This window comes from Rhodococcus sp. Eu-32 (assembly GCF_003336925.1).
GTDB lineage: Bacteria > Actinomycetota > Actinomycetes > Mycobacteriales > Mycobacteriaceae > Rhodococcoides > Rhodococcoides kyotonensis_B.
The window spans coordinates 133,227-146,656 of the sequence record NZ_QGNK01000010.1; the positions used below are offsets into that span (position 1 = coordinate 133,227).

Annotated in this window: 11 protein-coding genes; 2 read left to right on the top strand and 9 right to left on the bottom strand. The window is 66.0% G+C overall.

Annotated features, from left to right (window positions below; translation table 11 throughout):
- Window positions 1–41: 41 nt before the first annotated feature.
- The 5 genes from DK926_RS14295 to DK926_RS14315 all read right to left on the bottom strand — a co-directional run bounded on the left by DK926_RS14295 (window position 42) and on the right by DK926_RS14315 (window position 6,110).
- Window positions 42–911, bottom strand: coding sequence for a 3-methyladenine DNA glycosylase (locus DK926_RS14295; protein WP_207890821.1), 870 nt, complete (start codon window positions 909–911; stop codon window positions 42–44).
- A 41-nt stretch (window positions 912–952) separates the two neighbouring features.
- Entirely contained in the window at window positions 953–2,062 is a 1,110-nt protein-coding gene (locus DK926_RS14300; protein ID WP_114330965.1) for a hemolysin family protein, read from the bottom strand.
- Window positions 2,055–3,437, bottom strand: a complete 1,383-nt coding sequence (locus DK926_RS14305) for a hemolysin family protein (RefSeq protein WP_114330966.1) — start codon at window positions 3,435–3,437, stop codon at window positions 2,055–2,057. The genes DK926_RS14300 and DK926_RS14305 overlap by 8 nt, the downstream gene beginning before the upstream one ends.
- Before the next feature lie 360 nt (window positions 3,438–3,797).
- Window positions 3,798–5,234 (bottom strand): GuaB1 family IMP dehydrogenase-related protein, encoded by a 1,437-nt coding sequence (locus DK926_RS14310; protein WP_114330967.1) that lies wholly within the window; start codon window positions 5,232–5,234, stop codon window positions 3,798–3,800.
- An 18-nt stretch (window positions 5,235–5,252) separates the two neighbouring features.
- Entirely contained in the window at window positions 5,253–6,110 is an 858-nt protein-coding gene (locus DK926_RS14315) for a DMT family transporter (RefSeq protein WP_114331021.1), read from the bottom strand.
- 165 nt (window positions 6,111–6,275) lie between these two features.
- Between DK926_RS14315 and DK926_RS14320 the strand changes: the two genes are divergently transcribed.
- Complete coding sequence (locus tag DK926_RS14320; RefSeq protein WP_243636808.1) at window positions 6,276–6,782, top strand: DUF4262 domain-containing protein; 507 nt, start codon at window positions 6,276–6,278, stop codon at window positions 6,780–6,782.
- Between the two features lie 67 nt (window positions 6,783–6,849).
- Here DK926_RS14320 and gndA read toward each other — a convergent pair whose 3' ends face one another.
- The 4 genes from gndA to DK926_RS14340 form a co-directional block, all read right to left on the bottom strand.
- Window positions 6,850–8,301 carry an NADP-dependent phosphogluconate dehydrogenase gene (gene gndA / locus DK926_RS14325; RefSeq protein ID WP_114330969.1) on the bottom strand — a complete coding sequence of 484 codons (1,452 nt, stop codon included), beginning with the start codon at window positions 8,299–8,301 and terminating at the stop codon, window positions 6,850–6,852.
- Window positions 8,302–8,468: 167 nt separating this feature from the next.
- Window positions 8,469–10,220: a DEAD/DEAH box helicase gene (locus tag DK926_RS14330; protein ID WP_114331022.1), complete on the bottom strand. Its 1,752-nt coding sequence runs from the start codon at window positions 10,218–10,220 to the stop codon at window positions 8,469–8,471.
- A gap of 256 nt (window positions 10,221–10,476) precedes the next feature.
- Complete coding sequence (locus DK926_RS14335; protein ID WP_068431184.1) at window positions 10,477–11,439, bottom strand: M56 family metallopeptidase; 963 nt, start codon at window positions 11,437–11,439, stop codon at window positions 10,477–10,479.
- Window positions 11,440–11,463: 24 nt separating this feature from the next.
- Complete coding sequence (locus DK926_RS14340) at window positions 11,464–11,880, bottom strand: BlaI/MecI/CopY family transcriptional regulator (RefSeq protein WP_068431181.1); 417 nt, start codon at window positions 11,878–11,880, stop codon at window positions 11,464–11,466.
- Between the two features lie 181 nt (window positions 11,881–12,061).
- Here DK926_RS14340 and DK926_RS14345 point away from each other — a divergent pair, with 181 nt between their 5' ends.
- Entirely contained in the window at window positions 12,062–13,363 is a 1,302-nt protein-coding gene (locus DK926_RS14345; RefSeq protein ID WP_114330970.1) for an alpha/beta hydrolase-fold protein, read from the top strand.
- Window positions 13,364–13,430: the final 67 nt, after the last annotated feature.

Consider the following 13,430-nt stretch of genomic DNA (forward strand, 5'->3'; position numbering starts at 1 on the left):
CGGGCGACTCCATGGCCGCCCCAACGACATCGTGGACGATGTTACTCGGCAGTAGGTCGGGCGGGATCGCCGCCGCTCACGAGTAGGTTCTCACACCGTGTGATCAAGGCGTGTCGGAGAGGGGTTGCCCTGGCCGTCAGGTCGGCTTGCGCGCGCACGTATTCGGACCGACCACCGGGTGTCTCGATGGCGATCGGAGCCAGGCCGTAATCCGACAGGTCGTACGGACTCGCCCGCATGTCGACAGTGCGTGCGGCAAGGGCCAATTCGAAGCAGTCGGTGACGAGATCGGAATCGATCAAGGGTGCGAGTTTGTAGCTCCACTTGTACAGGTCCATGCTCGCGTGGACGCACCCCGGTTGCTCCGTCTCGACCCGGCTCGACGGCGCGAGCTGCAACAGATTACGGGGTACGGCGTCGTCGGTGAAGAAGCGGAAAGCGTCGTAGTGCGTGCACCGAATCGTCATCGAATCGACTACGGCATCGGTGCCGTCGTGGCCCAGTCGAAGCGGCACCGAACCGTGTCGAAGCGCCTCGTGCCCGCCGCGGTAGACCATGGCCCACTCGTGCAGTCCGAAGCAGCCGTGGTGGGGCAGTCGCGCTGCGGTCGCCCGGAGAAGACCCAGGGTGAATTCGACGGCGGACCGACGTGAGTCCAGCACCGACTCACGGACTCGAATGCCGCCGTCGGGACCGTCGTGTAGCTCGTACGACGCGAAACCGGCGTAGTCACGCGCGGCGTCGCCCGCGAGCACGACACCGTAGCCGGGGTTCCAACGACGGAGATGTCCAGGCTTGAAGCTGTAGTAGGTGAACAGGAAGTCCAGGACCGGGTGCGTCGCGCCCCGAGCACGCTCCGCGAGATAATCGCCCACCAGCCGATCCACGCGGTCCAGGTGAGCGGCCCGCATCGCCGTCCATTCCTGTTCCGGCAGAACCGAACGTGTGGCGATCAGGACGAACCACTCCCGCGCGCCGGATGCCCGGGCGTCGGGTCGGCGACCCGGTGGGTACCGTCGCGCACCGTGCCGACGAACTCCTCGACGAGGTCTTCGAGAGCGACGATCCCGACCGTGGCTCCTGTGGCGTCACGAACTGCCCCGAGGTGACTGCTCATCCGACGCAGCCGCGTCAGTGCGTCGTCGATCGTCGTCTCGGACGCGATGACGGGTAGGCGTCGGACCTGCGCACGGGGTATCTCGGTGTCCGGTCCTGCGGTGTCGTCGAGCATGTACTCGAGGACGTCTTTCAGGTGCAGATAGCCGGCGAGCGAACCGTCCGCTGTTTGCACCGGGTACCGCGAGAAGCCGGTGGCGACGACGGCGTCCTCCACCGAACCCAGTGTGGGTCCCGACGTCGCACTCGCCGAGCGAACGGTCCTCACCTCCGCGAACGGAATCAGAACTTCGGCCACCGTGCGTCCGGAGATATCGAGGGCTTGTGTGAGGCGACGGTGTTCCTCCTCGTCGATCAGGCCCTCGGATCGTGACTCGCCGATCATCTGAGACAACTCGTCGGCCGACACCGACGACTCCAGTTCGTCCTTCGGTTCGATCCGCACAGCACGCAGCGTGAGGTTGGCGCACAGGTTGTAGAACGAAATCAGCGGCTTGGCGACCTTGATGAACATCAGATGCACCGGAACGAGCAGCATCGCCGTGCGCTCGGGGCCCGCGATGGCGATGTTCTTCGGAACCATCTCGCCGATCAGGATGTGCAGCACGACGACGAGAGCCAGCGAGATCGTGAACGCGATCGGGTGCAGCAGTGCTTCCGGGACGCCGAGCAGATCCATCGGCTTCTCGAACAGGTGCGCGACCGCAGGTTCACCGACGCGCCCGAGCAGAATGGAACAGATCGTGATGCCCAGCTGCGCTGCCGCGAGCATGAGGGACAGATTCTGGCCGGCCTCGATCACCGACTTTGCACGCTTCTTGCCCTGTGCGAGCTGTGATTCCAGCCGGTCGCGTCGTGCCGAGATCAACGAGAACTCGGCGCCCACGAAAAATGCGTTGCCGCCGAGCAGTAGAACCGCCAGCAGAACGGCGAGTACGTCACCCACGTGCGTTCTCCTCCGCGCTGATCTGTGCCACCGTTTCGGCGGCTACGGGCTGGAGCATGATTCTGTCGATTCGTCGACCATCCATGCGGGTGACTCGAGCGACCCAACCGCCGCTGGAGTCCGCCGGATCGTCGGACGCCAAGCGGGGGAGTACCACCTTGTCGCCTGCGGTCGGGATTCTGCCCAGTTCGGACAGAACCAGACCGCCGATGGTCTCGTACTCGCCTTCGGGGGCGTGATACCCGGTCGCGGCGGCGACCTCGTCGATCCGAAGCAGGCCGGAGCAGAGCCAACCGTCGCCGAATCTCTGCACGTCGATTTCCGGTTCGTCGTGCTCGTCGTGCACGTCTCCGAGGATCTCCTCGATGAGGTCCTCCATGGTCACCATTCCTGCGGTGCCGCCGTACTCGTCGACGACGAGTGCGACCTGCATTCCGTCCGCCCGCACCCGTTCCATGACCGAGTCGCCGTCCAGGCTGGACGGAACGACGGGCACATCCTGGGCGAGCGTGTCGAGCAGGGTCTCGCTTCGCCGCCCCGCGGGCACGGCGAACGCATGTTTCAGATGGACGACACCCACGGTGTCGTCCAAATCGCCGTCGACGACGGGAAATCGGGAGAAGCCCGTGCGCGACGCCGTCTCGATCAAGTCGGACGCGGTGTCGGACACCGACAGCGATTCGACTTTCACCCGGGGCGTCATCAGTTCCTCGGCGGTGCGCTCGCCGAACTGCAGAGATCTGCCGACGAGACGGGCAGTGCTCTCGTCGAGCGAACCGTGCTGGGCCGATGTCCGCACCAGCGAGCTCAACTCACGTGGTGAGCGGGCGGACCGAAGTTCCTCGGCCGGCTCGACGCCGAGTCTGCGAACCAGCCAGTTGGCCGAACCGTTCAGGCCGTTGATGGCCCACCGGAAGACGGCCGAGAACCCGGACATCAATCCGGCGGTGGCACGCGCGGTTGCCATGGGTTCGGCAATGGCGATGTTCTTGGGCACGAGCTCGCCGAAGATCATGGAGAACGACGTCGCGACGATCAGAGCGACCGCGAGGGACAGACCCGACGCCAGGGACTCCGACGCTCCGAGCGCCGTCGCGATGGGCACGAAAAAGCGGGCCAGGACCGGTTCTGCGAGGTAGCCGGTGATGAGGGTCGTGATGGTGATGCCGAGTTGCGCGCCGGACAGCTGGAACGACAGCGTTCGGTGCGCGCGCTGAACCTGCCGAGAACGGATGTCGCCCGTTGCGGCAGCAGCCGAGTCGACCGCGCTCTTCTCGAGCGCCGTCAGCGAGAACTCGGCTGCGACGAAGAGAGCAGTGCCTGCGGTCAGTGCGACGAATCCGACGAGGCTGAGGATGCTCAGGATCAAGTCCATGGCTCATCGCCGCCGTAGTTGAGACAGGCGCATGGCGCCGTGAGGTTCCGGCTGCCGCGAACGGCGACGCAGTGTCGATCGAGATGGTGAGGGTGATCGAGAGGAAGTGAGGTCGCCGGGTTCGTCACCCGGCTCGATAGAGGAGCCCTCCGAAGTGGAGCCCTCGTCGCCCTGGTCGCTGGACGCGACGGCGGCGCTGGTGATGACGGGTGCCTCAGGCACCTTGTTCCTTTCCGTTGTTCCACCGAACCCGGTTCACGCACGTACGTCCGTGAACCGGGCCGAAGGATGTTCGATGAATCGCGAAGCCTTCAGTCTAACGTCTAGGGCCGACGACGCGCCCGTGTGCCGCGGCGGACGTCACCATCCGCTGGGCAGCGGGCGTCCCTCGGCGAAGCCGGCAGCGGACTGAACGCCCAGGACGGCGCGTTCGTGAAGTTCCGGTAGCGTTCGCGCGCCCGCGTAGGTGCAGGTGCTTCGGACCCCCGAGCAGATGTGGTCGATCAGATCTTCGACGCCGGGACGATCGGGGTCCAGCCGCATCCGCGAGCTCGAAATGCCTTCTTCGAACAGACCCTTTCGTGCGCGGTCGAAGGCGCTGTCGGTTGCAGTCCTCGCCGCCACGGCACGCTTGGACGCCATGCCGAAGCTCTCCTTGTAGGCGTTGCCCGCGGGATCGAATCGCAGATCACCCGGTGACTCGTACGTCCCGGCGAACCACGAGCCGATCATCACGTTCGCCGCGCCTGCAGCGAGCGCCAGGGCGACGTCGCGAGGGTGGCGCACACCGCCGTCGGCCCAGACCGACGCGCCGAGTTCCGCCGCGGCGGCGGAACATTCCGCGACGGCGGAGAACTGAGGCCGCCCCACACCGGTCATCATGCGAGTCGTGCACATCGCGCCTGGGCCGACGCCGACCTTCACGATGTCCGCGCCTGCCTGCACGAGATCGCGTGTACCCGCTGCCGAGACCACGTTTCCGGCGGCGAGGGGGACCGGCAGGTCCAACGCCTTGATGGCTGACAGCGCTTCGATCATCTTCTCCTGATGTCCGTGCGCGGTGTCGACGACGAGCAGATCGGCGCCCGCCTCGACGAGTGCCTTCGCCTTCGCGGCGACGTCGCCGTTGATGCCCACCGCTGCTGCGATCCGAAGCTTGCCTGCGGCGTCGACGGCCGGTGTGTAGATACCGGTCCGGATCGCGCCCGTGCGAGTGAGGACGCCGGCGAGGGTTCCGTCCGGAGCCACGAGAACGGCCAGGCCCTCGTGTGACGCCTCGAGCGACTCGAACACCGCGCGAGGAGTGGCGTCCGAGGACACCGTCACGAAATCGGTGACGGCCACCGAACTGAGCCGTGCGAAGCGGTCGACATCGGTGCAGGCGCTCTCGGTGACGACTCCGACAGGCTTGCCTGCCTCGACGACCACGACGGCGCCGTGTGAACGCTTGTGCATCAACGCGAGTGCATCGGACACCGACGCGTCGGGACCGAGGACGACGGGGGTGTCGGCCACCAGATCGCGGCTCTTGACGAATGCGACGGTGTCCGCCACGGCTGCGACCGGAAGATCCTGGGGAATGACCGTGATCCCACCGCGTCGCGCGACGGTTTCCGCCATACGACGACCGGCGACAGCGGTCATGTTGGAGACGACGATCGGGATGGTGGTTCCGGATCCGTCGACGGTCGAGAGGTCGACGTCGAACCGGCTCGTCACGTCGGTCCTGTTGGGCACCAGGAAGACGTCGTCGTAGGTCAAGTCGTACGGGGGCTGCTGGCCATCGAGGAACTGCACGGTGCGCCAGCGTACCGGTCAGACGGCGTCCGCGTGTGCGGTGACCTCCGCCTGCGAGCGTGACAAGGTGATCGTCGCGTAGATCATGACGGCGACGGCAGCGGCGATGACGGTCAGCTCGAAAGCATCGTGGCGCACGCGCTCGTCCAGAACCGTGATGCCGAGGAAGGCCGCTCCGAAGGGTTCGCCGATCGTGACGGCGGGGAGCGAAGCAGACAGCGGCCCGGACTGGAATGCGCGTTGCTGCAGGTAGAAGCCTGCTATGCCGCAGAAGACCAGTGCATAGGTCTGCCACGCAGTCACTGCGGTCATCGCATCATGCTCGACCAGGTCGGTCACGAACTTCGTGAACGCGACGGCCATTCCGAACAACAGTCCACCCGCGGCGCCCAGAAGCAGCGCACGGGACCCGGGTCTTCTCGACATCGAGCCCGCAGCAATACAGGCAAGCACGACGCCGAACGCAATCACCAGAGGCACGATCCATTGCGACAGCGGTGCATTCGCATGTCCCTCGGTGGGATCGCCGACGACGATGAACACCGCAAGCGCGAGAGCGAGGGAGATCGCGAGAACCCATGTCGTCCGCGTCATTCGGTAGCCGGAGAACTTGGCCGACAGCGGCAGCGCGAACAACAGCATCGACACCAGCAGTGGTTGAACCAGCAGTACGGATCCAGCCCAGAGCGCCGCGACCTGAACGGCGTACCCGCCCACGTCGCCGAGGACACCGGCCCACCACCGCGGACTGCGAACGAGCGAAGCGACCAAGGATTCGCCCTCGGGTACCGCAGCCGCGGCACTTTGTTGCGCCACCGACGCGCACGCGAAGAGAAACGCTGCGACGAGAGCGAGGACGATCGCCAGCACGGGCATCTCGCCCGTCACCTCACGTGGTCGAACGTACGAGGGCGCGTCATAGCGGAACAGTACCGCTGTGGCGGGTTTCTGTCGGTGCCTCGAGTCAACATGCGCGGCGAGAACATGTGTTCGATCGATTGTCGAGCACCACGTCGAGAGCTTGGGGGAGCCATGTGCGCTATGTGTGAGGGCCGATCGTTTCCGGAGTACCTACGCAGTATCGAAGAACTGATCGACAAACACGGGTGGGCGCTGCAGTACGTCGAGTCCGACACCCGAGGATCGCTCGCCGACCTGCCGCACGGCAGGATCGATCCCGCGTTCTGTTACACGATCGGTTTGACCGCCCACGTTCACCCCGAGATCGTGGTGACCGGCCGGGACCCGTCGGATTCCGCCGCGATATTGAACGCGCTGGCGCGACGTGTGGTGATCGGTGGAGATCGTCTGGTCGCCGGAATGCACGTCTCGGCAGCGGGTTTCGACTTCTATGTCGTCGACGTCGACCGTACCGACGAGTGGTTGGCAATGGCGAACGGCATCTATTCTCCAGCTTCGGTACGGGCCGTCCAGGCCGTCTGGAGAGACTGCGAGGGCGTCTTGCCGTGGGAGGGTGACGTCCCATCGACCATCGTCCAACCGGTCCTCGGTCCACCGCCGGGGTGGTACGACGCCGGCGCATGGTGACAGCGAGCCGCCGGTCACGACATCTCTGCGAGTGTCGTGACCGGCGGCTCGTCGCGGCGGTGGGTTACTAGGCCTCCACCTCGGAGCGGTCGCCGCTCCACAGTGTGTGGAACTTGCCCTCGGAATCGGTGCGCTCGTAGGTGTGCGCCCCGAAGAAGTCCCGTTGTCCCTGGGTCAGCGCCGCCGGCAGACGCTCGGCGCGAAGCGCGTCGTAGTACGCGAGCGACGACGCGAACGCAGGCACCGGAATGCCGAGCGACGCAGCCGTGATGACGACGCGGCGCCAGCTGTCGATCGCGTTCTCGATCGCCTCGCGGAAGTACGGCGCCAGGATCAGGCTGGGAAGCTCGGCATTGTCGTCGTACGCGTCCTTGATGCGGTCGAGGAAACGTGCACGGATGATGCAGCCACCGCGCCAGATCGTCGCAAGGTCACCGGGGTGGAGGTTCCAGTCGTACTCGGCACTGCCTGCGGCGATCTGGTCGAATCCCTGCGCGTACGCGACGATCTTCGATGCGTACAGCGCGCGGCTGATGTCGTGCGTGAACTGCTCGGCATCGGACGGCTTCTCGGACAACGTGCCCGACGCAAGGCCGACGGCGGCTTTCCGCTGAGTGCGCGAACCGGACAGTGCACGAGCGAAGACAGCCTCGGCGATGCCGGTGACCGGGACGCCGAGGTCCAGTGCGGCCTTGACGGTCCACCGTCCGGTGCCCTTCTGCTCGGCAGCGTCGACGATGACGTCGACGAGCGGCTGGCCCGTCTTCGCGTCGACCTGCTTCAGCACCTCCGCGGTGATTTCGACGAGGTAGCTCTCGAGGTCACCGTTGTTCCATTCGGTGAAGACGTCGGCGATCTGGGCCGGGGTGAGGTCGAGTGCGTCGCGGAACAGGTTGTACGCCTCGCCGATCAGCTGCATGTCGGCGTACTCGATGCCGTTGTGGACCATCTTCACGAAGTGACCCGAACCGTCGGGACCGATGTGGGTGCAGCACGGGGTGCCGTCGACCTGAGCGGCGATCGACTCGAGCAGGGGGCCCAGAGCCTTGTACGACTCGGCCGGACCGCCGGGCATGATCGAGGGGCCGTTCAGCGCTCCCTCCTCGCCGCCGGAGATGCCTGCACCGACGAAGTGCAGTCCACGCTCCTTGAGGGACGCCTCACGGCGAATGGTGTCGGTGTACAGCGCGTTACCGCCGTCGATGATGATGTCGCCCTCTTCCATCGCGGACGCGAGCTCCTCGATGACGGCATCGGTGGGGTCGCCTGCCTTGACCATGATCAGGACTCGGCGTGGCTTCTGCAATGCGGCGACGAATTCCTCGATCGTCTCCGTACGGACGAACTTTCCTTCGCTTCCGTGCTCCTCGAGCAATGCGTCGGTCTTGGCGATGCTGCGGTTGTGCAGCGCGACGGTGTGTCCGTGGCGCGCGAAATTTCGGGCGATGTTCGAGCCCATCACGGCGAGTCCGGTGACGCCGATCTGGGCGAGTTCTGACGAGTTCACTGCTGAGGTCATAGGTACAGCTTTTCATGCCGGGCGCGCGAACGTACGACAAGCGAAGCGGTCCCCGCTTCAGGCCGAGGATCCCATCGTTTCGCCGGTTGTCCGACGCACGGAAAGCACGATGGCTGCCACCTCGGAAGAGGTGGCAGCCATCGGACGATCAGGAATTCCGAACGAAATTACCGGGCGCGTGCAGGCCCGTCGAATCCGTCGTAGGAGCGGCGCTCGGTGCGGCTACGGAAACCGCCGGCCTTCGCGTCGTCCTGGGCGTAGCTGGGCCGGGTACGAGGGTTGTCGCCCTGGTAGCCGCCGGTGCGAGGCCGGTCGCCTTGGTAGCCGCCGGTGCGGGGGCGGTCGCCTTGGTAGCCGCCGGTGCGGGGGCGGTCGCCTTGGTAGCCGCCGGTGCGGGGGCGGTCGCCTTGGTAGCCGCCGGTGCGGGGGCGGTCGCCTTGGTAGCCGCCGGTGCGAGGCCGGTCGCCTTGGTAGCCGCCGGTGCGGGGGCGGTCGCCTTGGTAGCCGCCGGTGCGGGGGCGGTCGCCTTGGTAGCCGCCGGTGCGGGGCCGGTCGCCTTGGTAGCCGCCGGTGCGGGGGCGGTCACCCTGGTAGCCGCCGGAACGAGGCCGGTCGCCCTGGTAGCCGCCGGAACGAGGCCGGTCGTCACGTCGATCGCGCACACCGCTGCTGACCGCGCGCAACGGCTCGCCCGACGGCTTCTGTGCACCGGTGATGTCGGTCAATTCGGCGGACCCCGGTGCGACGTTCACGGAGGTGGCCTTGACCCCGGCCATTCCGGTCAGACGCTGAATCTGTCGACGCTGGTTCGGCAGAACGATCGCGACGACCGTTCCCTTCTCGCCGGCACGAGCCGTACGGCCTGCGCGGTGCAGGTAGTCCTTGTGGTCGGCCGGGGGATCGACGTGCACGACGAGATCGATGCCGTCGACGTGAATACCGCGGGCAGCGACGTCGGTGGCGACCAGAACCGGTGTTCGCCCACTCTTGAAACGCTCGAGGACACGGGTGCGCTGGTTCTGTGCTTTACCGCCGTGCAGGGACTCCGCAGCGACGCCCACTGCGCGCAGGCGATCGGTGATGCCGTCGCACCCGAGCTTGGTACGCGCGAACATGATGGTGCGGCCACCCTCGCGAGCGCCGATCTCGGACAGCACGAGGTCTTTCTGGCCACGATCGACCATCAGCATGTAGTGGTCCATGGTGCGGACGCTCGCCTTGCCGTCCTGCGTCGAGTGCTCGACGTGGTCGGGCAGGAACTGGCGAACGAGGGACTGCACCTCGCGGTCGAGCGTCGCCGAGAACAGCAACCGCTGTCCGTCGGACGGGGTCTCGGCCAGCACGGCGCGAACCTCGGGCAGGAAGCCCATGTCGGCCATCTGATCGGCCTCGTCCAGGGCCGTGATCTCGATGGCGTCCAGGACGCACGTGCCCTGGCGGAGGTGGTCGGCAAGCCGACCGGGAGTTGCGACGAAGACGTCGATGCCGCGTCGCAGCTGCTCGACCTGCTTGTTGAACGGCGTGCCACCGACAGCGGCGCGCACGTTCAGTCCGACTGCTCCGGCGTACGGAGACAGCGAGTCGACGACCTGGAATGCCAGCTCACGGGTAGGAACGAGGACCAGCGCACGGGGTCGCTTCGCAGCGGGACGATCCGTGTGCTGTGCGAGGCGCGCCAGAATCGGCAGGCCGAAGGCAAGGGTCTTACCCGAGCCGGTCTGAGCGCGACCGAGAACGTTCTTGCCGGCGATGGCGTCGGGAAGCGCCTTGGCCTGAATCGGCGACGGCACCGTGATGGAGTTGCGCGCGAGTGCGGCGACAACGGGCTCGGGTAGGCCGAGCTCGGCGAATGTGACGGTCGCGTCGTCGGCGTCCGCGGTAGGAGAAACGGATGTACTAGATGGAACAGCGTGGGTCACGCAGTTGAACCTCTCCGGATTACGGGCACGCCACGAAGCCACAGCCGTAGAAAACGCCGATCGAAGACGTGGGCACAGCCAAAACAGTGAGACGAGCCAGGGCACTGTCACCTGGCCATCGATGAGCGAACTGAAGTCGCGCAGAATGGAGCTGCCTGTGCCTTTTCGAATTTCGTGGCCGCGATGGCGACCTCGATCGAGTGTACGCGACAACTGTTCGATTCCTCGATTCGAACAGTTGTGAGCTGGCCGACTGCTAGCGGTGGCCGAGCAGTCGGCTGAGCTCTTCGAGCCACGGCATGGCGACGAAGATGGTCGGCACGACGAGAATCACCGCCGCCGCTGCGTACGCGGCGACGCTGAGCGGCATGTCGCTGCGGGGACCCGCCAGCCTCTGCACTCGAATCAAGGTGCTGGGTCCACCCGCTGCCAGCGCGCCCCGGGGAGCGGTCGAACCTGCACATGTCACCAACGCGCGGGCGAGGGGAGTCGGTCCGGTCACCTTGACTGCCGAATCGTCGGCGAGCAGTTCGACCAGCAGTTGGACGCTGCCCAGAGCCGACTTGCTACGGACGATGCGGGGAAACGCTTCGTTGACCGCGGTGAACGCTTCGAGGACCAGGTCATGACGCGACCTCAGGTGGGAGCGTTCGTGGGAGAGGATGGCCTTGACCTCGGAGCGAGAAAGATTGGTCAGAACGCCTTCGCTCAGTACGACTCGCTGCCTCAGGCCCGGCAGGCAGTACGCGATGGGTTCGACTGCGTCGAGCACTCGAACATCCGCGTCTCGGACTCCGGGGAACGGCCGACCGTCGTCGCTGCTGCGGTCGAGCAGGTCGACCAGAACGCGGTGCCGCGCGCGACGGCGACGCGTGCGCACGGCGACCTGGACCACGGAGAAGATCAGTTTCGCGCCGATACCCAAGGTGATCGCGAGAACGACGACGTACAGAAGCCACAGCGGCAGGCCGAGGGCATCGATTTCGTCGGTCGGTGCCGTCGTCGGGCGGCCGTCGGGGCCAGGGACCAGCAGCAGCCCTCCGATGGCGAGGCCGGAGGAGAACGCAGAGAACACTGCGGCGATGGCGATCGCCTGCCACAGCACGAGGGCTGCACGAGGAGCTCGATACGGCCACGTAGCCCTGCTCAGGACGGCAGGAACCGGCCCGGCGAGCAGCAGAGCAAGTAGCGCGAAGACCAGAGCTGTGGTGGAGTTCATTTCCTCACTAACCGAGGGCTGGGGTCAGTCCGATTGTCGTCCGGCTTCGGCCGAGCCGGCACGTCCACCCGATTGTGCCACCTCGAGCGCGGCGAGAGCGTCACGGAGAGCTGCCGCTTCGTCGGCGCCCACCTGTCCGACGAAGTGAACGAGTGCTGCTGCACGCCCTCCGGACTCGGGAGCCTGCGCGAGCGCATCCACCATGAGACTGGCCACCAGCTCGTCTCGCCCGTGCAACGGGGCGTAGCGGTGTGCGCGGTCGTCGCGTTGCTGCTTCACCAGTTGCTTCTTCGCGAGACGCTGCAGAACCGTCATGACGGTCGTGTAGGCCAACTCACGGTGTGCGGCGAGTGCTTCGTGCACCTGCCGAACAGTCTGTGGCTCCGCGGAGTCCCACAGATGATCCATCACTGCGCGTTCGAGTTCCCCTAGACCTGCCATTCGTCCAAGTTTACGGGTAGTCCGACAGGAATGCGTACTACTGGTGGTAGTAAGCGTCGCCGGTACTTGTGTGATGTGTCATAGTCCATTGCGCACGGGACGGTGTCGGCTTCGGGGGGCCGGTGGTGAATGCGCTTATTCTGCAGAAGCATCTCGACGACGAGACAACTGGAGGCACCGCGTGAACTGGTTCGTCTCTCTGTCATTCGTCAGTAGCGCCACGACGACGGTCCTGTCCGTTCTCGGTGCCCTCGGAGGCGTGTGGCTGGTCGTGTCGAAGCGGCGTTGGTATGTGCTGCGGGCGCTGCCGATCGGCGCGACCGCGGCGTTCGTGATCGGTGTGGTGCTCTATTACGTCGTCGAGAAGGTGTGGCGTCCGTTCCCCGACCCCATCGAAACGGAGATCTACGTCTGGATCGGCATCGGGCTCGCCGCGGTGCTGCTCGTCGTACCGCGCACCATCGCTGCCCGGGGAGTGCTGGCGAAGGCGGCATCGGTGATCGCGGCCGTTCTCGTCGTGCTGGCGGCGTCCGCCCACGTCAACCTCGTGTTCTCCGCGTATCCGACGGTCGGGACGCTGTTCGGGGTCGAGGACGTCGACAGGATCTCGATCGCCGACATACCGGGGCCGCAGGAGCAGGTCGTCAGCGGCAATCCGACGTCCGACGCATGGCAGCCGCCGTCGTCGATGCCGTCGGCCGGCAAGTTGACGTCGGTCACCATTCCTCCGACGGCGTCGTCGTTCTCGGCCAGGCAGGCCGAGATCTATCTGCCGCCGTCGTACTTCGCGAATCCACGTCCGCTACTGCCGGTCCTCGTTCTCCTCGCCGGACAGCCGGGTGAGCCGGACGACTGGCTGAAGGGCGGCAAGCTGGCCGAGACCATGGACGCCTTCGCGCGGGACCACGGCGGTCTCGCGCCGGTCGTGGTCGTGGCCGACGCGACAGGGTCGACACTCGCCAATCCGTTGTGCGTCGACTCGCCTCTCGGCAACGTCGCGACGTACCTATCTCAGGACGTGCCGGCGTGGATCAAGCAGAACTTGCAGGTGTCGACCGATCCCCGGAGCTGGATCATCGGTGGCCTGTCGTACGGCGGTACCTGCTCGATACAGATGGCGACGAATCATCCCGACGTCTATCCGACGTTCCTGGATCTGTCGGGCCAGGTCGAGCCGACTCTGGGTGACCGGACCCGCACGGTCGACGAAGCTTTCGGCGGGAACGATGCGGCGTTCGTCGCGGTCAACCCGCTCGATCTGCTGAAGTCCGAGCAGTTCCCGAACTCGGGTGGAGCATTCGTCGTCGGCGCCGACGACAACGACTACAAGCCTGGCCAGCAAACGATGTATCAAGCGGCGAAGGCTGCTGGAATGGACGTGCGCTACGACGAGGTTCCCGGGGGCCACAGTTTCGCCGTGTGGTCGCAGGGACTGAAGCTCGAGCTGCCCTGGCTGATGAAGAGAGTGGGGTTGATCTCGTGAACGAAGCCGTCGAGGACACCACGGACGACGTGGTCTCCGAGCCGAGTTGGCTGGAACTACGCCGCAT